The sequence below is a fragment of the Azospirillum oryzae genome, from assembly GCF_008364795.1.
Taxonomy (GTDB): domain Bacteria; phylum Pseudomonadota; class Alphaproteobacteria; order Azospirillales; family Azospirillaceae; genus Azospirillum; species Azospirillum oryzae.
Genome location: NZ_VTTM01000016.1, coordinates 25,309 through 47,287 on the forward strand (window position 1 = coordinate 25,309; position 21,979 = coordinate 47,287).

General features: G+C 66.0%; 10 protein-coding genes. 2 read left to right on the forward strand and 8 right to left on the reverse strand.

Annotated features, from left to right (window positions below; translation table 11 throughout):
- Position 1: 1 nt before the first annotated feature.
- The 8 genes from FZ938_RS27735 to pglW form a co-directional block, all read right to left on the reverse strand.
- Entirely contained in the window at positions 2-2,089 is a 2,088-nt protein-coding gene (locus FZ938_RS27735; protein ID WP_149201504.1) for a DEAD/DEAH box helicase, read from the reverse strand.
- On the reverse strand, positions 2,086-3,402 hold the full coding sequence (brxD, locus tag FZ938_RS27740) for a BREX system ATP-binding protein BrxD (protein WP_149201505.1): 1,317 nt from the start codon (positions 3,400-3,402) through the stop codon (positions 2,086-2,088). Before brxD ends, FZ938_RS27735 begins: the two co-directional genes overlap by 4 nt.
- 10 nt (positions 3,403-3,412) lie before the next feature.
- Positions 3,413-6,079, reverse strand: coding sequence for a BREX-2 system phosphatase PglZ (gene pglZ, locus FZ938_RS27745; protein ID WP_174757533.1), 2,667 nt, complete (start codon positions 6,077-6,079; stop codon positions 3,413-3,415).
- On the reverse strand, positions 6,076-9,825 hold the full coding sequence (locus FZ938_RS27750) for a BREX-2 system ATPase PglY family protein (RefSeq protein WP_149201507.1): 3,750 nt from the start codon (positions 9,823-9,825) through the stop codon (positions 6,076-6,078). The genes pglZ and FZ938_RS27750 overlap by 4 nt, the downstream gene beginning before the upstream one ends.
- A 91-nt stretch (positions 9,826-9,916) precedes the next feature.
- Positions 9,917-10,843 carry a hypothetical protein gene (locus FZ938_RS27755; protein ID WP_149201508.1) on the reverse strand — a complete coding sequence of 309 codons (927 nt, stop codon included), beginning with the start codon at positions 10,841-10,843 and terminating at the stop codon, positions 9,917-9,919.
- Positions 10,840-11,502, reverse strand: a complete 663-nt coding sequence (locus tag FZ938_RS27760) for a hypothetical protein (RefSeq protein WP_149201509.1) — start codon at positions 11,500-11,502, stop codon at positions 10,840-10,842. The genes FZ938_RS27755 and FZ938_RS27760 overlap by 4 nt, the downstream gene beginning before the upstream one ends.
- A 20-nt stretch (positions 11,503-11,522) precedes the next feature.
- Complete coding sequence (gene pglX, locus FZ938_RS27765; protein ID WP_149201510.1) at positions 11,523-15,164, reverse strand: BREX-2 system adenine-specific DNA-methyltransferase PglX; 3,642 nt, start codon at positions 15,162-15,164, stop codon at positions 11,523-11,525.
- 140 nt (positions 15,165-15,304) lie between these two features.
- The gene (gene pglW / locus FZ938_RS27770; RefSeq protein ID WP_149201511.1) at positions 15,305-19,507 is read right to left on the reverse strand and encodes a BREX system serine/threonine kinase PglW; all 4,203 of its coding nucleotides are present in this window, start codon (positions 19,505-19,507) and stop codon (positions 15,305-15,307) included.
- A gap of 322 nt (positions 19,508-19,829) precedes the next feature.
- Here pglW and FZ938_RS27775 point away from each other — a divergent pair, with 322 nt between their 5' ends.
- The gene (locus tag FZ938_RS27775; RefSeq protein ID WP_149201512.1) at positions 19,830-21,668 is read left to right on the forward strand and encodes a GmrSD restriction endonuclease domain-containing protein; all 1,839 of its coding nucleotides are present in this window, start codon (positions 19,830-19,832) and stop codon (positions 21,666-21,668) included.
- A gap of 35 nt (positions 21,669-21,703) precedes the next feature.
- Complete coding sequence (locus tag FZ938_RS27780; RefSeq protein WP_211101184.1) at positions 21,704-21,958, forward strand: hypothetical protein; 255 nt, start codon at positions 21,704-21,706, stop codon at positions 21,956-21,958.
- Positions 21,959-21,979 lie beyond the last annotated feature (21 nt).

Consider the following 21,979-nt stretch of genomic DNA (forward strand, 5'->3'; position numbering starts at 1 on the left):
GCTATTCGGTGGTTGCGTCTCTTATCAAGCGCATCGGCCGCGATAGCACGTCCGCCACGCCTCTTCGGTCGGACAGTCGCTGGGATAGGACTTCAATGGCCACCGTCTCCGGCAGGCATTGGGAAAACTTCAGATCCCGGACCAAGCCGGCATCGGCGACGGCTTCCAGCTGCGTCTGCGAAATACCGGCCACCTTACGCTGCAAGACCGACGCTTCTGCGGCATCGGTTTGGATGGACAAGTCATCATGGCCACGGGTCGCAAGTCCCGACGATGCAAGTGCCTGTGTCAACATGGCGTTCGCCCGCCCGCCTGCGAAGGTCCACCAACGCATCCGCCCCGTTCCATCCAATACCAGCGGCAGCGAGGCGCCGTCGCAGAAGGCATAGCTTTCCTGCAACGACTCCAGGCAGGCAGTTCCCCGCTTCGACAGCCGGGACGGAACGTCTCCGCTGGTCACCACCCGTTCCATGGCTCGACAGAGTGCGAAGCCGAGGCTGTGGGTGCCGCCCATCCAACGCGAACGTCCCACGTCCGCCGACGGCTCGACGACAACGAGTCTGCGCGTCCAGTCCACGTCGACGACCTGCCAGCTTCTGCCGGCCAGGAGCAGCGTCGTCGGGCGGCCATCGGCTTGTTGTAGGCTCGTGGGATCGACCTGTCCGAGTTCGGAGCCGCCGTATCGTACCGAAAGCAGCAGCGGAGTGGTAAAGGCCGCCATCAATTCCATGAAGTTCCTGCGGCCGAATTCGCGCTCGCCCTTGGGACCCATTCCCAGAATGCCGCCATCTTGCGCCAGGATGCCGGAATCGAGCATATGGGCGATGATGCTGGCTGCCCGATCGGCGACCAGCTTTCCGAACACGCGGCCTAGACTGTCCTGCCATCCTCCCGTCTCAAGGCCGCGCTCCTGCAGGATCATCGCCATGACCTGCTGCGCGAACAGATGGAGGGGGCTTGCCGGCGGCTCCACAGGTTCAACCCATCCGTCCCCCCACAGGCGCAGGATGCCGGCTGCTTGGAGAAATGCGCCCTCGGACGTCGCAAGGAACAGGCAGTTGCGCGTCGTGCCGGCGCGGCGTCCGGTTCGCCCCATGCGCTGGAGGAAGGACGATACGCTGGACGGGGCGTCGAGCTGGATCACCCGATCGAGGTCGCCGACGTCGATCCCCAATTCCAAAGTGCTTGTGGCGACGATGACGCAGTCGTCGCCGGTGGCGAACGCCTCTTCCGACCGACGACGCTCATCGATGCCCAACGAGCTGTGCGAAACGAAGGTCTGTATTCCCGCAGTCCGCAGGAGCGAGCCCAGCCGCTCAACCTTATTTCGGCTGTCGCAGAAGACGAGGCGCTTTTCGCCGCGATGGAGCCGCGAGAGCACGATCGACGCATTCTCCAGCGACCCGACATGGTCCAGCATGACGTCGCCGCCGGCCGGTGGTGCCGGCTGGCCGACGACGGTGCCGCCTTCGCCACAGGTCAGCCAATCGAGCAGATCCTCCGGATTTCCGACGGTCGCGGAAAGGCCGATCCGCTGGATCGGACGGCCGGCGACGCGGGCGAGCCTTTCGGCGACGGCGAGCAGATGCCAGCCGCGATCGTCCCCGGCGAAGGCGTGCAATTCGTCCACGACCAGGGTGCGCAGGCCGGCGAACAACACACGATGATCCACGCGCCGGGAAATCAGGACGGCTTCGAGCGACTCCGGCGTGGTCAGCAGAATATCCGGCGGCTGTCGCAGAATGCGGCTGCGGTTGCCTGCACCGACATCGCCATGCCAGAGGCCGACACTCCTCCCCACCAGCCCGGCATAATGCCGCAGCCGCGGTTCCAGGTTGTTGAGCAGGGCCCGCAGCGGACAGACATACAGCACGGAAAGGCCGTCCCACCGCTCGGTCAGCATTCGCGACAGGACGGGAAAAGCCGCGGCTTCGGTCTTGCCGCCGGCCGTAGGTGCCAGCAGCAGCGCGTTGCGACCGTCCAGGATCGGATCGATGGCCTGGAGCTGGGTCGGTCGCAGGGTGGACCAGCCAAGCGAATTGACGATGTGGTGCTGAAGTGCCGGATGGAAGCGGTCGAAGGGACTCACAGGTCCAACTCGACATCGTCCACGGACCCAGCCGCCATTCCGGCCCGTTCGGCCGCCGTCATCTCCGTCGGCGTCACGGTCAGCGCGTAATGTCTGCGAGGATCGAAATCGTCGAACTGGTCGATACGGTCCAGTACGTCGCCGACCAGCTTCTTCAGGAAAAGCCGCGGAGCGACGCCGACCCGCCCGCCGAGTTGCCCGGTCAGCGCCTGTGCGAGGTCGCGGACATAGGTGTCGTCGGCCAGTTCGCACAACCGTTTCGCATTGGAGGATCCCTCAGCATATATGTCTCGGACCTTCGCGCCCAGCCGGCCGAGAAGGTCCAGGTCGAAACCCGGCAGGCGGATCTGGACGGCCCGTGGATTGTCGAACCGGGCGTCGGTTCCGAAATCGACATGGAGACGCTGGGCGAGCGGAGGCAACCGCTGGACGCCCTGCGGGCCGTCGTAAAATGGGGGCGTACCGGTCGTCACGACGAACAATCCCGGGAACCGGCCGGCGTCGATTTCATCCACCAGCTGGCGCAGTGCGTTCAGCCCCTTCTCACGGGTGTCGGTGCGCATCCGCTGAAGCGTCTCCACCTCGTCCAGCACCAGCAGCAATCCGGCATAGCCGGAATCGCGGAGGATGGTCAGCAGCCCGGCCAGGAAGTTTGTGGCGCCGAAATGGTCGATTTCCCCTTTGATGCCGGCCGTACGCTTCACCGATGCCGCGATGTTCGGCTGCCCGCCCAGCCAACCGAGCAAGCCGTCGGCCAACCCCTGATCCTCGGCCACCAAGGCCTGCCGGTAGGCCCTCAGCACGGCCGAGAAGGCAGGTGCCTGCCGCGTCACCGCCGCCAGCCGCTGCTCCAGCAGAGCGTCCGTACGGGCGACCAGCGCTTCGGCATCGGCCGGATCGAGGTCGCCTTCCGCCAGCACGTCCTCTTCCAGCGTATAGAACCAGCCGTCGATTACGTTGCGAAACGCCCCCTCGCTCGCGTCCTGGGTGGCCAGCCGTTCGGTCAACCGTCGGTAAACGGTTTCCATCCGGTGAAGGGGGGTTTCCGTTTCCGAGATTTGCACCTCGCTGGTGGCAAAACCCCGGCTGCGCGCCCTCTCCTGAAGCCAGCGGCCGAAGAATGTCTTACCGCTGCCATATTCGCCGCGAATCGCCTTGAATGCGCCGCGGCCGGCCGAGACCCCATTCAGGTCGTCGTCCAGAGCTGGAGCAAAGCGTTCGATGCCGACTGCAAGGACGTCCAGACCGGAGCGGGGAACCGTGCCTCGCCGCAATGCGTCGATGATTTCCGACCGCCTGTGCGGACTCAGCATGACTGTCGCCTCACTGCTTGAGTTCGAATTGCGTGTCGAGAAGCGCGCGGTTCAAGGTCACCGTGCCGGATGAGTCCTCGACCCCCAGCACCTGCACCTGATCCACATTCAAGACCCGGCGTGCGGCCATGACCAACGACCCCAGACGGACTTGGGCGACGCCCAGCCGTTGGGCCAGCGCGACGCGGCTCAGCTTTCCACCGCGCTGCGACAGCGCGTCCAGGATCGCACGGATGTCGTCGTCTTTCGGCGCACCGCGGCCGGCAAGCTGCTTTTGCGCCGCATAGACCGACGATGCCAGCAAGCGGGTGATCCAGTCGGAAGCGGGCGCTGGTGTCGCCGGCTGCGCCGGCACCATGTCGAACAGCGACGGCTGTGTGGTTGATCGCTTGCGAGCCGGCGGCACTTGCGGACCAGGACGCGCGGGCGCGGCGGCGACCGGCATGGGCGGGGGCAGCGTCTCCCACCAATCCGGCTGAACCGGCGGCGCCAGTCGCCAACCGTCGGGAAACACGCCCGCCGACAGTACGGTCAGGGGGACCAGCACCTCCTGCGGGCTCGCTCCTCCGTGATAGCCGTTCTTCCGTCCGCAGTAGCGTATGGTTTCGCTCCAGGGCAGCACGATGCCGTTCTCGCCGCTCGGCGACAGGGTTCTGCCCTTGGAAAACGCCAACTCCCCCACTGCGGCCGGGACCGTGCCGGCTCGCCAGCGACCGTCGTCGGCCTTCGCCATCTGCGTCGTGGCTTCTTCGACCAGATGGCCGTGGTCGGCGGTAAGCACAACCACCCGGCCGGCATTGCGGGCTTCATGCAGTATTGGACGCAGCAGATGCAGATCGTCCAATGACCAGCGCTGGCGCAGTTGCTCCGGTCCATCCAGATGATCGTCGATGGCGTTGTGGACGACAGCCACGATCCGCCGATCGGGTGTGCCGATTGCTTCGCGGACCAAGGGAGCCAAGCTGCCGCCTTCGCTGAGGTCGCCTTTATGGAACAGGATCGGGGGGAGGCCAGCCTTGCCGACCGCCCGAAGGGCGGCATGTTCGGCAAAACCTTTGCTTTCGGTGGACTGGGAGCCGCAAGCCGGGCGTCCGCACAGGAGGCTTGCCCGCGACACGGTGGTGACGGTGGGAAGCATGGCGACGGCCGAGGCCGGTTCCGTCGCTTCCGTCGGACACAACTCGCTCCACCCCGTGTTCATGAAATCGGGGAGCAGTTCGCGGTAGACGGCATGGCTCATTCCATCCATCACAAGCAGCAGCACGGGTGCGCTGGCCGCAAGCGGAGCCACGACCTCCTCGAGCACCCGTTCGACCGGAAGCACGGGCCAAGTGGCAGCCGGTGCGGCGTTCCAGTTCCGCAGCAAGTTGGCAAAGCGTTCGTTCTGCGTCTCACGGCAATTCCGCACCGCCGCGGCGAGGCTGGAATAAGCCGCTGACAGGTCGGCCATCTCGTCGCCTCCCGCCAGGAACCGGCGGGCCAGATCGACGAACGCTCCGTCGCGGGCATAGTCGATGACGCCGTCGGCGAAAGACTGAGGTGCGGATCGGGCGGTCACGAGCCAGCGCACCAGACGCAGCGCCATAGCCACCTTCTCCGCCCGTCCCCTCTGGTCTGCTGCCTGATCGTGTGCGGCGACGCGGGCGGCAGCGGATTCCAGCGCCTGGAGGGCAGCGGCATCGGGAAGGGATGGAAGCGCCCGCGTCAGCTCATCGGCGAAGGCGCGCAGGCGAGCCTGGAAGCCGGCCAGCAGGACCGGACTGGTTATGGCAAACCCCCCGGCGTGGACCTGCTCGAGGAGGGAATCCGCACGCTCCAGCAACCTGCGCCGAGTGGCTTGATCGAGCGGACGGAGGGCGCCTGCCGCCGCCGCCGCCCACGCCCTGCCATGATCGGCCGCGATCCGTCGCCCACCCACGAACGGTTCGAGCCTCACGGCGGCAGCGGTCAACTCGCTGAGGTGCCAGGACGTTCCGAAGACAACCCCGGCGACAAGTCCCAGCGGCAGTGCGTCGGCACCGAAGCCGCTGTCGATGCATGCGGTCACCAAGCTGCCTGCCGGGCCGGCGGCCTCCGACAGCCACGAGGCGATCCCGTTGCGCGCCGTCGGAGGCAGCGACGTGAACCGGGCCAGCGCTCCGTCGCCGATGCTCCAGCGCAGCAGGGCTTCTGCGTCGGGCCGTGCGAAGGGTAGGCCGAGCAGCCGGTCCAGCAGGTTCGCCCATGCCGTATCGGCATCGAGCAGCCCGCCCGGCACCGGCGGATAGGGGCCGCGATGGGCATGTTCCAACAGCAATTCGGCCAGCCAGGGCTTGCCGGAAATCCGGGGGTCGATGTTGCGGGCCTGGAAAGCCTCCCGCACCATCTCCCATGCCTCGACGGTCAGCAGCCGTGCCTTTGCAAGGCGGGCCACGACATCATCCCCGAGCATCTCGGAGGAAAGGTTGGTCAACAGCACGACGCCGGTGTCGCCGTCACGTTCCGTCAGGGCTTGACGGGCCGCAAGGGACGATTCGCACCAGACGAGAGTGAAGGCCCGGCCGGCGCAGTCCAGCCGCTCCGGCCAAGCCTGACGGTTCGGTGATCGGATGCCGAGCGCCCGGACCTTTGGGTCGTGCCTGACGACGGCCTCTACCTGGGCACGGATTTGCGCGGCCGTCGGTGCCAGCAACGTCACGGGCGCCTGCCCTTCCTGACGATTTTCCAGGACAGGTTCAGTCGATATTCCGGATGCCCGGCCAGTTCCCGCTTCAGCCGGTCGAGCAGGTCGGCGGCCTCGCCGGATGACAGGTTGCGCCGGTCGTCGAACGTGATCACCACGTCGTCTGGCTCGACCAGCGGTTCCACCGGCGCGACGATGTGCGGAATCGTGACCGGTTCCTCGCTGAAGCCAATGCCCGGCCGCGTCGTCGTCGGCGGCGGTGGCGGCGCCGGTTGAGCGGGGGCCGTGTCGGTCAGCAGCTTCAGCGCGCGCCCATGCAGATCGTCGAGCGACGGCTTGAGCAAGACGGCGCGCTCGTCCATCGACAGGGTTTGGCCGATGCGGTCGAGAATGGAAGCCGCCGCGGCCTGCCGGTGGTCGGCCAGTTGCCGAAGCGTCTCGAACACTTTCCAACTGGAGTCGCGAAGGGCAAGCCCGACCTCGCCGGCGGAGGTCAGGGTCTTGGCGACGTCGGTCTCGGTGGTCCGCAACTCCGCGCCGGCCAGCGACGTGATAACCTTTTCCGAAGTTGCCGCACCGATGACGGCCAGCATAGCCTGCGCAGAGCGGGCGGTGGTCATCCGGTTGGCGGCGTCGGCGTCGATCCCCAGCGCCGCCAGCCTGTGGCCGAGGTCGCGGACCAGGGCATCCAGCTTGGGACGCAGTTCGGCCGCGCGTTCCGCGATCTGGGCGGACAGCTTGGCGACGTTCGTCGCGTTGCGCAGGTCCGGCGGCACCAGGCCGAACAGGGAGGAAGCCCGCTGTACCGCCAGGCGCCAGTCCTCTTCAGGCGGCAGCGCCTGTTCCCGCAGCTCCAGCTCGTCGTCGAGAGAGTCCAGCGTCGGCCGGATCAGTGCCGTTCCCTTGAAGAAATTGCGGTTGGTCTGTTCGGCATAGGTGAGGATGACGAGGTTCTGCACCTCGCGCGATACGCCCATCCGCTGCGGTTCGTCCATCCAGGCGCGCAGGGACTTAACGGTCATGGCGCCGCCCTGCTGCGCGTGCTTCTGGGCGAAATGGGAGCGCCAGTGACGGGAAAGGACGAAATGCGTCTCGCCCATCTCCCCCAGCTTCAGCGGGTTGGCGATGGCGCGCATGGAGTCGCGTATCGTCTTGTCGGCGATGAACACGCGCCCTTCCGGGTCAGCCAGCGCCCGCTCGATGTCCGGCTGCAGCTTGCGTAGGGCGAGCGGCTTGACCTCAGTCCCGAATTTTGGGTGGGCCGGGTAGAGATAGCCGAACAGCTGTTCCAGCAGCTTCTCGAAGGCCGCCTTGAAGTTGGCGCCCACCGGCAGCGCCGGCTTGAAGCCGTTCAGCGACTGCAGGTGCTGGGACGCTTCGAGCGTCGCGCCGACCGCATCCGACGGTTCGCTGGCGATGCCGTAGGCGACCTCCAGGCAGGCGCGCAGGCGTTGCTGGAGCTGGCTGCGCTGGTTGGCGAGGAGGGCACGCGCCTGATCGCGGTCGACCGCCGACAGATGGCGGGCGTGGTCGGCGAAACGTTCCCCCGTCAGCAGGTGGTTCAGCTTGACCAACGTGCCGAGGTCGCGCATCGCCTTGTCGCTGAGGAAGGACGGCAGCCAGACGATGGTGTCGGAGCGCCCGACCGGGCCGTCCTTGAATTCCTGAAGGCGGGCGATGTCATCGGCAGGCCAGCGGTTCGGCTCGTCGAACGGGAAGTCGAAGATGACCGACCACGCGCCGTCCTGGTTGCGCAGCCGGTCGTCGGCCATTTCCCGGACATTGTCGTAGACGATGTTGATCTGCCGCCGGATGCCACGCCAGACCATCGAATATTCGAGGAAGAATCCGTCGCTGTCCGGCGGCAGCCCCAGCATCTCGAACAGCATGGAGCGGACGAGCCGGCGGCGGTTGCCGGGATTGTCCTCGCTCGCCACGCTGGCCAGGATTGGGTCGGTGTCGACGCCGGTGATCTGGATCGAGATGACGGGGTTGGCGTCCTCAGTGGTCTTGATCTCCCCGACTTCGCCGCCCCAGCCCTTCAGCTTGGTCAGCACCATGTTGTTTTCGCGGCCGGGGATCGGCGAGCGCACGCTACCATGGTTCAGCGCGGCCAGCCGCGGCGCGGTCAGGCCCTTCAGCGCCTCCACCTCCGGCACCAGGGCGGCCAGCAGGAGGGTCTTGATCAGCCTGGCATCGTTGCGCAGCGCCTGCGCCTTGGCGGAATCGGCGGTCTCCGCCTCCACCTCGGCCCAGCTGACGCCGTTCTGCCGCTCCAGCAGGGGAAGCAGCTTGGTTCGGTAGAGCTTTTTGGCATTCTCGAAATGGAACTTCATCGCTTCGGAGAAGGGTTCGTCCCCCTCCGCGATTGCGTCGAACAGGTCGCCGACCGGGATGATCTGGCCCAGCCGAAGCTCGTTCTGCCTTTCGACCAGCAATTGCGACATCAGCTTCAGCGCGGTGCGTTCGCGCTGCAGCACCGACGACACCGCGATCAGCGTCTGCACCAGGGCCGGGCTGAACGGATAGACCTGCCGGAACATCGCCTGTTCGCCGGTGGAACCCAGCAGCGTGTCCAGCACCTCGCGCCGCACCTTCAGGAAATCGTCGAAGGCGCCGTCCAGCGTCTCCTCGGCGGTGCGGGAAACCGGCCGCAGGACGCGCTTCTGCGCGATCAGCGGCAGGTTGCGGTCCTCCAGCGTGATGCGGTGGAAGCGCGCCTCCCAGTGCTTCAGCACGTCGGCGAACTGGAGCTGCAGCGCGCCGGCCAAATTCTGGCCGACCAGTTCGCGCAGGTCGCGCTGGCGGGCGATGAAGCTGACCAGCGGAATGGGGCGGCTGTTCAGCGCCTCCACCAGTTTCGACAGCTTGGAACCCTCGCGCGAGACGAAATTGACGTCGGCAGCATGGGTGGCGAGCCACAGGATCAGCTCGTCCAGGAACAGGATCACCGCGTCGTAGCCCAGCGACTGAGCATGGCTACTCATGATCGCCAGCCCTTCGTCCAGCGAGACGAAGGTGTTGCCCTTGTTGGCAGCAACATCTGCATAGCTGTTGAAGAAGACGCGTATGAGGTCGCCGATCAACCGCTGACGCTCATCCCCCGTAACCGGTTGGGCTATTGCGGCGTCGAAGCTATCGGCGTCCCACAAACCAGAGTCGAGTGTGCCCCAGCCGTCATCATTTTCGCCATTCTCCCCCTTGCCGGCGTTCAGTTTGGAGAAGAAAGCATTGTCACCCCAGGTCACTCGATGATTCTGGGCGTCTGCAAACAGCTTTTCCGACAGGTAGAATCCGGGCACCGGCGCGTCGGGGTGCAACTGCCGCACATGGACGGCATATTGGCCGAGGATCGCCGATTCCAGGTCGCTGGATCCGATCATGTGATAGGGGACCAGCAGGAAGCGCCGGCCCTGGATCCAGTCGTCGTGGCGGACCACCACCTTGGCGAGTTCGGGGATCGAGCGGGCGTCCGGATCGCCGGCCAGCAGCAGCGTCAGCACCGCCATGAAATGGCTTTTGCCCGACCCGAAGGAGCCGTGCAGGTAGGCCGCCTTGCTGGTCCCGCCGGTGACCGCCCCCTTGATGAAGCCCAGCGCGTCGTCGAAGCACAGCTCCAACTGCGGCGTCACGACGTAGTCGCGCACCGTCGCCTTCGCATGGTCCAGCCCGTCGGCCAGCTTCAGGACGAAGTCGCCCTGATGCACGCGCTCCGGGATGTCGATCAGGTCCCTGATGAGGGGACGGGCGTCGGTGGTCATGCGGCAGCTCGGTCCGGGGTTCGAAGAGGGCGGAGAATAGAAAAGCAGGGATGCGGCCGCCACAGCTTTCCGGCGGCCGCAACCCTGCCGGTCACCCGGCGGTCGCCCCGGCCATGCCGCCGGCGGAGACGCCGACCGTCTCGACTTCCTCGATCAGCAGGCAGGCGCCGGGGGTCCGTTCGAACTGGCGGACGATTTCGACGCTGGGCGGACCCATCAGGCCGAAGGTGACGTAGGTCTCCAGTTCGACCCGGCGCTGGTTGAAGCTCTGGGCGATCTGCTTCAGCACGGGGATCAGGGTCTTCAGTGCCTTGCGCTGCTCTGGACCCATGCTCAGCGTCGGCGAATCCGCGGTGAAGGGGTCGCGGAAGGGCTTCTGCAATGCTGCGACCATGTCGTTGTGCGCCTTGATGCCGGCATCCATGGCATCCAGCCCTTCCTCCGGTCCCAGCAGGAGCCATTGCGAGCGGGCGCGGGCGATGCTGGCGATGGCGTGCTGCAGCACCAGGGTGATGAACATGTCGGTGTCGTGCAGCGCGTCGCCGCGGGACAGCGCGTCCTTCATCACCCGGCGGAAGAACAGCGCGCCTTCGTTGATCATGGTGTCATAGGGCAGGACCGACTGGGCCAGCTTGTGCGCGCTCTGCGCCCCTTCCAGCCCGGCCAGCATCTTGGACTGGATGGCGGCGATGCCGGCATCGCGCAGCCAGTCGACCTTGTGGTCGGTCTTGGCGCTCTGTTCCAGGATGGCTTCGCACTGCTGCGACACCGCCGACAGCTTGGACGCCAGCATCGTGAAGCCGGCTACCATGATGGCGGTGTTGACCGCCTGCAGGCCGACCATGACGGCGGGGTTGGCGAGGCCGATGGCCTGTTGGGCAACGCCGGACATTTCCATGTGTCCGACGATCTGGTTCTGCTGGTTGCGAACCACGCCGCTGGACACATGGTACAGTCCAGACTCGACGCCTGCCTGGAGCTTGGCAGGGACGGCCATCACATATTGCATCACACTCATCCCACCACCTCCATTTCGTCGGCCATCGCGGCGCACCACAGGCGCATGCGCGCCTCGGCGATCGCCATGACGCATTGCCCGGTCATCTTGTGGTTGGGACCCATCATGTCCCACAGCGTCCAGGCCGCGGTGACGCCCAGTCCTACCGGGTTGGCCGCGCCGATGAGCCGCAGAATGCCAAATTTGGCAGCGGCCCCGATGACGGTGCCGACGGTGCTGCCGCCCATCTCGCCGGCATCGACCCGCTTCTTGACCATCAGCCGTTCCATGTCGAACACGCTGGTGGTGTCGGTCACCTCGATTTCGGCCTTCTCGCACAGCTCGGCCACCACGGTGCGATAGCTGCGCGGCTCGCTGGCGTCCTTCAGGTCATGGCTGCCCCACCAGCGGATTTCCTCGACGATCTGGGGAATGTAGCGGTGATGGTCGCCGCCGCCCGTCTTGTAGGCGTCGGAGTCCTTGAGGGGCTTGCTCTTGGTGTTGAAATCCTTATCGACCAGGATCTTCACCAGCGGGTCGAGGTCGGAACGGCCGAACGCGCCGAGCACGACGGAGAGGTCGTCGGATTCGAGGCGTTCGGCCCGGCTCATGATCGGGCTGGGCGGCGGTGGGGCCGCCCCTTGCGCGACCAAGGCATCCAGGTCCAGGGGTGCGGGCATGCGGGCGCTTCCTTAGCTGGTCACGACGCCTTTCTCCGGCCACGGCGGGCGGTGGCGCGCGCCGGCGGGGTCCACGACCGCAGATCGTCGATGGTCAGACCCAGCGCGCGCGCCTCGTCCGCCACGAAGTCCCGGTAGTAGCTGCCCAGCCCGACGCCGAAGTCAGGGTTGTAATCGTTGTGCCATTGCAACAACCAGGGCACAAGCTCCTGTACGCCGGCCAGCAGAGGAATCAACCGATCCGCGCTCCAGCCCTCGTTCTCCTTCATGGCGAGATAGTGGGCGGCGAGCGCGGTCGCCTGCTGGAGGTGGTCGTAGCCGGCCCAGGCGACCATCAGGCTGCCGTCGGCGTCGCGTTCGGCGAAGGGGTAGCTGACGAAGCGTTCCTTCGGCACGTCCAGCCCGCCGCGCAACCGCCAATAATCGGTCTTCTGGAAGTCGGGCGTGCGGTATTTCGGCGGGACCGGGATGTCGCCGACCTCGCGCGCCTTCATCTCCTTCGCCTGCTCCGGGGTCAGTCGGTTCGGATCGCCCTGCGGCAATCCGGTGCGGGCGTCGATGGCGTCTTCGCGGCGCTGAAGCTCCCAGGTTTCCTCCCAGGCGCGGCGCTTGCGCAGGCCGTCCTCGCTGTAGCGCAGGACCGGCAGGAAGGGGACGGATTCCGCCGCCACCAGTTCCGCCACCAGCGGCGCCACCTGGAAGTCGGGGCGGCCGGTGTACAGCTCCGCCATCGCCATGAAGTCGGCATCGCGCCGCGCCATGTCGGCCAGCCGCGACACCGGCAGCAGCGCCGGATCCCTCGACCAATAGCGGCCATCCTCCAGCCGGTCGAGCAGCCAGTCCTTCAGCGCCGCCTGTTCCCGCTTCGCCCAGCCGGCGTCGAAGCCCTGGTCGTCCCACTGCCAGCGCCGCTTGTATTCCGGCCGTTCGACCAGACCGATCCAGCGGTTGTCCTCGATCAGCGCGATGCGCCGTTCGACCAGCGCCCGGTAATCGGCCGGCCAATGGGCGGGGATGTCGGTGACGGGGGTGGAGCCGTGGCGGTCGAACCACGTCGTCTCCAACTCGCCGTCGGCCATCTTGCGGGCCATGACGATTTCGAAGGCGCGCTCGCCCAGATCGACCTCCGGCGGGGCCGGATGCTCGGCATCCTCCTCCAGCAGGCCGTAGAGGCGATAGCAGCGGAAATCCAATTCCTCCTGCAAGGCGATCAAGCGGCGGCGGATCGACCGCGCGCGCGCCTTCGCCGCGTCCAGATCGGCGCGGGTCGGTAGGGCACGGGCGATCACCGCCTTCGGCAGCGCGGCGGTCAGCTCACGGGCGAGCCCGTCCAGCGCGGTGGCGAGGTCGGTGGGGTAGGCTTCGGCGAGGGGGAAGGATTGGAGCTTGGTGGCGTTGAATTGATAGAAGTCCTCGAAGGGATCGGTGCGCTGGCGAGCGCCCTTCTGGTCTACGGTGCTTCCTTTATTGTGGCAAACCTGTTTTAACCAAAAACAGGACGTCGAGCTATTAAGAACGCCTGTAATAGCAATGTGATCCACTTCTGTGAATTTAGGGGATAGTTTAATGACAGGCGCAGTGCGATTAAAAACAACGCCTCCGCGGTTAAGGGAGAAGTGATTGTGGGTGCTTACCTCTCCAACAGTAATCGTTAGAGGGCTTTTCAATTTGGCTGGATACAGCTCCTGAAACTCGTACCATGAAAGTCCACGATCAACCATAAGCGTACCAAATCGCTTTCGCGTTAGCAGACGCCGTCTGTAGCTCCAAAGATAGCGCAGCAGATCAGATACATCTGATGGAGGTAAAACTTTTAGGTTCTCATCAAATGGCCAGATTGCTGCGCATAAGGGTGCGTTCCAATCACGAACCGCATCTCCTACAATCATCTTATGTATAGATTTCACACCAAGGCGTTTGAGTTCGTTATCGTGTTCCGCTATATAAGCGTCATCTTCGCCGGTCACCGCGGAAATTCCAATTTCTTCCGAAATAGAATCAAGTGATTGTCTTGAAGACTTTTCAATGGCTTCCTTGAGGTCGCTTGCGCCCCCTCCTCCCATACTCCAAGGGTGCTTGGCTAGGCCATCACGCGGAAGATCTGCGATGCTAATGAAAGCATCTTCCGTTCCTGCCTGGTCGATTCCATTAACGATTGAAGACCATACGAGGCCAAGGCTGGGATCTTCCGGTGTCCCTGGTTCGCCTTTAATGCCCATAGCAGCGCGTACTTGGGAGGCAACCGGCTTCTGATTGCGCCCGAACAGAATGACGGTTGGTGTTCCGTGACCCGGAATATAAGCGCCGGCAGTATCGATGACAGCAGTAAGATCAATTTTCGGCAAGAATGACTCGATCAGTTTTTTGCCAAATTCCCGTTTCATAAAAGAATTTGCGGTAATAACTCCAACAAACCCGGATTCTGAATTTTCGCCTTTGGTGATTGCCAAATCCCAAAACCGTTGTGTGAAAGGAACTCCCAATGAATATTTCATGTGGCAGGCAGAATACCGCTCGCGGTATGCCAGATTCAGAGCTTTGTCCTTAACAATAATATATGGTGGATTCCCCACCACCGCGTGATACTGCCGCCCTAGGATCAGATCCAGCGCCTCACGATCCTCCTCGTGGTAGACGTGGGCCAGACCGTCCTCCGGCATCAGCGACATCTGCCAGCCGCGCACCTCCATGAAGCGCTTGCCGTGCAGCAGGCTGTCGCCGACCGCCACCGACACCCGGAAATCGGGGGCGCCGCGCAGGCTGGCGATGCCGCAGGCGGTCAGCGCCGCGATCAGCAGGCGGAAGTGGGCGATGGCGGCGGCGAAGGGGTTGATGTCCACGCCGCAGACGGCGTCCAGCGCCTTCTGCGCGCTGTCGCGCGGGTTGCGGGTCGGCTCGTGCAGGGACCACAGGCCGAACAGCCGGCGGAAGGCGCCCAGCAGGAAGTGGCCGGAGCCGCAGGTGGGGTCGATCAGCCGCACCTCGCGGAAGCCGAACTCGCGCACCGCCGGGTCCAGCGTGCGGTCGAGGATGAATTCCTCGACGAATTCCGGCGTCTGCAACAGGGCGAAGCGCTTGCGCGCCGCCTCCGACAGATCCTGATACAGGTCGCCCAGGAAACGGGTGCCGAGATCCCCGTCGGTGAAGTCATGGACCAGCACGCCGCTGTCGGGGTCGCGGCGCTGCCAGAACTCGCGCAGCAGGATGGCGCCGTCGCCCGACACCGGCAGCCGCCACAGCGGGTTGTGGCGCCGGTCGAACAGGGCGCCCAGCCCCGGCAGTTCCGCCGCCTCGGCGAAGCAGGCCAGCAGGAAGTCGCGCTCCTCCCCGGTCGGGTTGGCGCGGAACCATGCCTCGTGCCGGTCGCGCGCCATCTCCAGCCGCTCCCCCGGTCCCGACAGCCAGGGCCGGTCCACCAGCCCGTTGTCCTCGACGAAGCGCAGGAAGACGCAGCCCAGCACCCAATGCACCGCCGCCTGCGTCACCTCCTCGTCCAGCCACGCGGTATAGGCCTGGGCGGTGCGCTTGGCATCGCGCGCCGCCTGCCAGTCGGCCCGCAGCTCCGCATCCAGCGCGGTGCCGGTCACCCGCTCCCGGATGTCGGTTTCCAGGGCGCGCAGCAGGCGCTTCAGGTCTTTCAGCAGGGCGGTGGCGTCGATCATGGGATTGGCCGGTCGCTGTCTTCGAAAGTGGTAGGGAACTTGGGCTGCCGGAATAGCACAGCGACAGGGTCGGGCGCTATGAACACGCGCCGCCGCCGTGTATGTCCGCTACCCTGGGGTGCGTCTCGGAGGGGCCGGGGTCACGCCGCCGGGCGGCTGCCGGCGCGGTGGGCATTCTCGATCCAGGTGACCGACAGCCGCGCCCACTGACTGCCGTCGATGACCGGCACCGCCTTGCCGCCAATGGTCGGCAATCCGCCGTCGGGCAGCGGCAGCAGCAGCCACAGCCCCGGCGGGCCGCCCGCCGTGCCGGAGGCGTCGCGCAGCAGTTGCAGGCGGTCCATCAGGCCGTAGCGGGCGAACAGGCCGCAATCGGTCAGCAGCACCGGCTCCCCGGCGGTCAGCAGGATCTGTTCCACCTTCGGCATGGCAAAGCCGATCAGCCGTTGCAGGTTGGTCCAGTCGCGGCTCTGCGGATCGGCGGCGTCGGCGCGCAGCACCAGCGACCAGTCCACCTTGCGCCCGTCCGCCTCCGCCTGCATGGCGTCCAGCATCAGGCGGTCGAGGCTGAGGCGTTTCAGCGGGAAACGCTCCACCAGCGCCCGTTCCGCATCCCGGTAGTGGCGGGGATCGACGGTCAGCGCCAGGAAGCCGCCGGTGCGCCGGGCATAGGCGAACTTCTCCTCCAGCTGGCGGGCGGCGAGGACGTCCGGCGTCTCGTCCACCGCCGGTCCCTCGGTCATCAGCCGGTGGATGGAACTGTAGCCCGACGAATGGCCGGGGCTGGCCGTGTCGGCGTAATAGCCGGGCTCGTTGTCGCCGGCGTCCGGACCGATGCCGTGCTCGCGCCATATCCGGCCGATACCCGCCTGTTCCAGCAGGCCGTCCAGCGCGGGGCGGGCCGGCAGTGGGGCGGCGTCGGGATAGCGGCCGCGCACGCGTTCACGCAGTTGCTCCTCGGTCAGCATGCGGGGGCCGAGCAGGGAGCCGGCGGCCAGCCGCAGCGTGCGGTCCGGCACCATGCCGCGCGGGTAGATTTCCCCCTTGCTCGACAGGGCGGCCTGGGCCGACGCCGCGACCGCCAGCGCGCGCAGGCGGGCCAGGGTGGGGCGGGGGGCGGCATCCTCCCGTTCCAGCACCGGCCAGCCCAGCGCCTCCAGCTCCTCATGCACCCGCTGCGGCGGGGCGAGCGGGTCGAGGGCGGCGAGACGGTCGGCGGCCTGGCCGAGTGTCCGGGCGTGCTGCGCCAATTCCGCCGCCTCGGCGACCAGCGGCGTCGCATCGGCGTCCTTTCCTTCGGCGCCGAACAGCAGGAAATGCGGCTGTTCCAGCGCGCCTTCGGTTTCGATGGCGGCGCGCAGGACGGCGCCGGCCAGTTGCAGCCGTTCCGCTTCGTCCAGCTTGGCGGACCCGCGCATGGCGAGGACCTGCGGCGTCAGCTCGGCCACCGTCATCACGCCGCCATGCAGCTTCAGCAGGGCGCACAGGTCGGTGCGCAGGGTGTTCAGCGCCTTCTGCCGCTGCCAGCGCTCCCGGCCCTTGGTGAGGGCTGCGGCGACGGCGGTGCGTGCGATGCCGCAGCGGCTCGCCACCTCGCCGACGGAAGGCCAATCCTGCGGCGTCCCGGCCGCCTCCAGCCCGAGGAAGACGGCGAGCACCTGATCCTCAGTCGTCTCCTCGCCCAGCGGGCGGCGGGGGATCAGCATCTCGGCCAGCCGGTCGATGCTGGGGCGGTCGGTGTCGGCGGCGCCGAGGTCGGTGGGGGCGGGGGTGCCGGGGGCCAGATCCTGGCGAAGCTGAGCCAGCCGCTTCGCCTTCAGGCGGATTTCCTTGCGGATGCGGTCGCCGACGCCGCTCGCCAGCCGGATGTTGCGGCGGGGCACCTCCAGCAGGTCGCGCACGCTGTGGACGCCCATGCGGTCGAGCACGTCCTGCGCCTCGACGCTGTAGCCGAGGTCGGCGATGGGGGTGGCGGCGGTGACGCGGCGGGCGATTGCGTCGAAGCCGTCCGGGTCGTCCTGGGCGGTCACCGCCTCGTCGAACACCCGGCGCCAGGCCCGCAGCATGTCCTCCGCATTGTCGAAGCGTTCGCGCGGGGTGCGGCGCAGCGCCTTGTCGAAGAAGGCGGTCAGCCCCTCGCGCAGATGCGGGTCGATGCGGTCGGACGCGATGGTCGCCTCGTCGTCGATCATCGCCGCGTCGCTCTGCCCGTCGCCCCAGCTGGGCAGCAGGCCGGTCATCATCTCGTGCAGGGTGACGGCGGCGGCGAACCGCTCGGCGTTGAGATCCCAGCGCGGCGGGCGGCGCAGGACCAGGAAGGGGTCGAGATAGGGACGGGTCCCCGCCTGGATGTTGTCCGGGGAGGTGCGGGCGAGCGAGAAGTCGAAGAGCACGAGGCGCCGGCGCTCCTTCCCTTCGGTGATGCCGATGTTGTCCGGCTTGATGTCGCGGTGGGCGACGCCCTCCTGCTCCAGATGGTCGACGGCGCTCAGCAGCTCCTCGCCGAAGCGGCGCTTGAGGTCCAGCGACAGGCCGCCGGGCGCGCGCAGCAGCTGCGCCAGGGTCTGGGGGCCGGCGCTTTCCATCAGGATCGCCGTCCGGCCGGCGACGGTCAGCGTGCGGCGGGCCGAGACGATGTTGGTGTGGTGCAGCTTGCCTAGGGCCGTGGCCTCCGCCTCCAGCCGGTCGTTGTGGGCGGAGTCGAGCGCCACCTTCAGCACCAGCTCCCCCTCTTCGCCGTCGGGCTGGACCAGCAGGGCGTCGGCCGAGGCGCCGCGGCCCAGCCGGCGGACGACGGTGAAGCCGCCCTCCAGCCGGTCGCCGGGTTTGGCCGAGGACGGGTCGACGGTGGTCTCCGGCGTGCCGCGCTGCAGGTCGCGCTCCACTTCCGCCAGACGTTCGAGGAACTCGTCCATCGAGGCGATCCGCATCGGCACCTCCGGATGGGTGCCGATGCGGATCAGGTCGACAAGGCTCTGCATCGCCCCGTCCACAACGTCGGAGACCAGCAGGCCGGACCCGGAGCGCAGCCGAGCCGCCAGTTCAAGCGGGGAGGGGGCGGGTGGCTGGCCGGTGAACAGGTGGTAGGCGATGGCGGCCAGCGAGAACACGTCGTGGTGCGGACCGGACTGCGGCCCGCCGCTGAGCGCTTCCGGTGCGATGTAAACCTTCGCCGGATCCTCGACATAGCTGTCCAGGTGGCTGGTGCCGGTGGTGGCATGGGTGGTTCCGGCGGCCGACGCTTCCCGCGCCGCCGTCTGCCAGTTCATGATCTGCAGCCGGGGCAGCGGTTGATCGACGTCCCGGACCAGAATGCTGTGTGGCGACAGGGCACGGTGGAACAGCCGCTTGCCATGGGCGTATTTCAGGGTTTCCGCCAATTGGCGGACGATGTGCAGCCGAAGCTCCGCCCCCATCAGGTCGAGATGGTCGCGCATCAGCAGGTCGAGCCGGATCGCCCGCGGATCGTGATCGAAGATCAGCGCCGGGCCGCGTTCGGTGTCCCTGTAGTCGCGAACCCGCAGCAGGCCCGGATGGTCGATGCCCTCCAGGACCTGGAACTCCCTGACCGCCATCCGGCCGAGCGCGCGGCGCGCCTCCTCGTCGGACGCGGAGCTGTAGGGATAGAGACGGATGCGTCGCGACACGTCCAGGGTGACGTGGCGGCCTTCCCAATCCTGCCAGCCGTCGCCCTCCGCCATGATGCGTTTCAGCTCGTAATCGCCGATGCGGCGGTCGCGCAGGGACGGGCGAATCCCGGCCTCCGCAATTGCCCGGCACACCATGTTGGCCTGTTCGGCCGTTATCGGCGGGTGCGGCCTCGCAGTCTGCAAGCCGTTGTTCAGGGCATTGATGATGCCGTCGCCCGACCTGGAGGGACGACGCCCGAAGGTGGACATGGCGGTGAACGGATCGACCTGCCAGTCCAGCCCGTCGGCGGACAGGAAGATCACCGCCGAGACATAGGGCAGGCCCAGCTTCAGCCGCTTGACCACGCTCTGCCGCTGCAGCAAGCCCTTCAGGCGCTTGGCCTTGCGGTTCGCCAGGATCAGCGGATTGTCGTCCGTGCGGCGGCGTCCGTCCGTGGTCCAGGTCCAGCTGTGGGCATCGCCGTCCAGCCGGCCCGGGCGGCTCTTGATTTCAACCAGGAACAGGCCGTGCGGCGACAGGACGAGCGCGTCGACCTCGTTGACCTTGCCCTCGTCGTCGATGAACTCGACGTTGGACCAGGCGTACCAGGGGTCACGGTCGGGCAGGTGTCCGCGCAAAAACTCCAGCGCCTCCCGCTCCCAGGGGAACGGGGACTCCGTGATCGTCAGCCAGCGCTGTGGACCCATCGCCATGAGGTACCTCTTCCTGCAAGCGGCGGCAGGATGCGACAGGCGAGGGCGCAGGTCCAGAGTTGGGTTGTGTTTCCCGGCCTGGATCGATCGGAAGGTGCTTCCGCGTCTGGAGGTGGAGCCTGCTCATCGTCAGCGCGATGCAAGCCGTGATGACTCAATTCGCAGTTTGTGCGTGTGCAACGAAGGCGATTATATTCAACGCCGCCACCGGCGGGCACTTGGCTACAGATTGACAGGGCAAGCCGAGCCGTAGGCCGCGTATCCCGGGGAGCAGTCCGTCGGGGAAGTCCGGAACTCAACGTCATTCATTGCCTGGGTTGTCATGTCCTACGCATCCACGACCATCGCCGACGTCCTCGACCAGATCAACCGGACCTATTTCCTGCCGGCCATCCAACGGCCCTACGTCTGGGAGGCCTCGCAGGTGGTGGCGCTGTTCGACAGCCTGCTCAAAGGCTATCCGATCAGTTCGTTTCTGTTCTGGGAACTACAGCCGGAGAACCGCGGCAACTGGGACATCTACCAATTCGTCGAGAACTTCCGCTATGGCCAAGTGCACAACGAACCGGCGGAGACCGATGGGCGCGACGTTGTGCTCGTTCTCGACGGGCAGCAGCGCCTGACCTCCCTGCTGATCGGGCTGCGCGGCAGCTACACGGTGAAGCTGAAGCATAAGCGCTGGGACAATCCCCTGGCTTGGTCCAAGCAGCGCCTCTATCTGAACCTTCTCAAGGATCCCGGACAAGACGACGCAGGAGAAGAGGACGAGGTCGGCGTTACCTATGGCCTTCGGTTCTTCGAAGAACCGCCGGGTAATGACCGCGGGCACCTGTGGTTCAAGGTCGGGCGCATTCTGGATTGTCGCGACGATGACCGGTTCGATCAGGTGAAGGAGGAGGTCGTGGACAGCCTCCCCGATACCGTCACTCGTGGCGAGGTGCGGATCGTCGAGCGCAACCTGGACCGCCTGTACCGTACGGTCTGGAAGGACGACGTCGTCGCCTATTATACGGAAAAGAGCCAGAGTTATGACCGCGTGCTCGACATCTTCATCAGGGCAAACGACGGCGGCACCAAGCTCAGCAAGTCCGACTTGCTGCTTTCGATGATTACGTCCAAATGGGACGGAGTGAACGCCCGCGAGGAGATCTTCAACTTCGTCGATCGACTCAACGATGAACTCGACCGCAAGAACGACCTCAACAAAGATTTCGTAATGCGGGCCTGCCTCGTTTTGTCTGACCTGGACCACGTTTACAAGGTCAACAATTTCACTACGGCGAACCTCGCGGTCATCCAGCGCAACTGGCCGGAGATTAAGCGGTCGCTGGAGGCGACGCTGCGGCTGGTCAATCGGTTCGGCATCGACCGCGACACTCTGACCAGCGCCAACGCCGTCCTGCCGATCGCCTATTACCTGTTCAAGCTGGGTGACGGTGTGATGCTCGATGGGACGACGCCTTTCGAGGTCCAGAACCGCTTGCGAATCCGTCGATGGCTTCTCGGAGCGCTGCTGAACAGCGTGTTCGGCGGAAGCTCGGACCAGACCATCGGCACGTCCCGCGCCTTGTTGCGGGAGGCCATGGAGACCGAGCGCGACTTCCCCTTCCATGCCCTGACCGACGGGCTGCGCAAGCGCCGTGGGCGCGTCGTCGCCTTCGACGAGGAGGCGAACGTTGCGGCTTTGCTGGAAACGACCTACGGTCAGCGCACCTGTTTTTTGGCGCTTTCCACCCTCTATGAGGAGCAGAACTGGTCGTCGTCGCTTTACCACATCGACCACATCATTCCGCGGACGCTTTGCACGCGCCGCAGCCTCCAGGGACGAGGCATCTCTGAAAGCCGCATTGACGAAATTCTGGCCTGCGTCGATCGGATCGGAAATCTGCAGCTCCTGCTGGGGCGGGAGAACTCAGAGAAAGCCGGCATGTCGTTCGGCGACTGGATACGCACCCGCGACGGCGGCTTTTTGGAGATGCATCTCATTCCGCCCGAACCCCATCTTTGGGTACCGGAGGCTCTTCCGGAGTTTGTCGCGGCCCGCGAGGATCTGATCCGCAGACGCCTGCGGCTCTACAGCATCTTCGGCGATTCGGGGCCTGTACCCGCATGGGCATCCCAAGGAGACAGCCCGTTCCCTATTCAGCCGGCCGCGGGGTAGAGGCACCCGCAGCCGGTACACTGCCCTCCAAAGAAATGGAGGCGGCCGAAACGTCGATCTTGTTGGTGCCCGTGGCGCGTGACGGAACCGCCTTTATTCCGGAACTCGGCAATTCCCGCGCTTACACCATCGGCCCCAAAGGAGAGGAGCGAAAAGTCGCCGATTACCGGCAAGCCCTGCAGGAGTTGCGCGCCATGCCTAAAGCGTGCTGGCGCCGCCCCAATGATGCCGGCAATTGGGGGATTGTGACTGCCGTCCGTTGGGAGATGCGGCCCATCACCGCAGCATAATCGGCTGAGCTGACCTGAACA

What these genes read in the sequence shown, in the direction of transcription:
- FZ938_RS27755 (WP_149201508.1), bottom strand. Translation starts at nt 10,843, where the DNA reads ATGAGTGTGATGCAATATGTGATGGCCGTCCCTGCCAAGCTCCAGGCA.
- FZ938_RS27775 (WP_149201512.1), top strand. Translation starts at nt 19,830, where the DNA reads ATGTCCTACGCATCCACGACCATCGCCGACGTCCTCGACCAGATCAAC.
- brxD (WP_149201505.1), bottom strand. Translation starts at nt 3,402, where the DNA reads ATGCTGAGTCCGCACAGGCGGTCGGAAATCATCGACGCATTGCGGCGA.
- pglW (WP_149201511.1), bottom strand. Translation starts at nt 19,507, where the DNA reads ATGGCGATGGGTCCACAGCGCTGGCTGACGATCACGGAGTCCCCGTTC.
- pglX (WP_149201510.1), bottom strand. Translation starts at nt 15,164, where the DNA reads ATGATCGACGCCACCGCCCTGCTGAAAGACCTGAAGCGCCTGCTGCGC.
- FZ938_RS27760 (WP_149201509.1), bottom strand. Translation starts at nt 11,502, where the DNA reads ATGCCCGCACCCCTGGACCTGGATGCCTTGGTCGCGCAAGGGGCGGCC.
- FZ938_RS27750 (WP_149201507.1), bottom strand. Translation starts at nt 9,825, where the DNA reads ATGACCACCGACGCCCGTCCCCTCATCAGGGACCTGATCGACATCCCG.
- FZ938_RS27780 (WP_211101184.1), top strand. Translation starts at nt 21,704, where the DNA reads ATGGAGGCGGCCGAAACGTCGATCTTGTTGGTGCCCGTGGCGCGTGAC.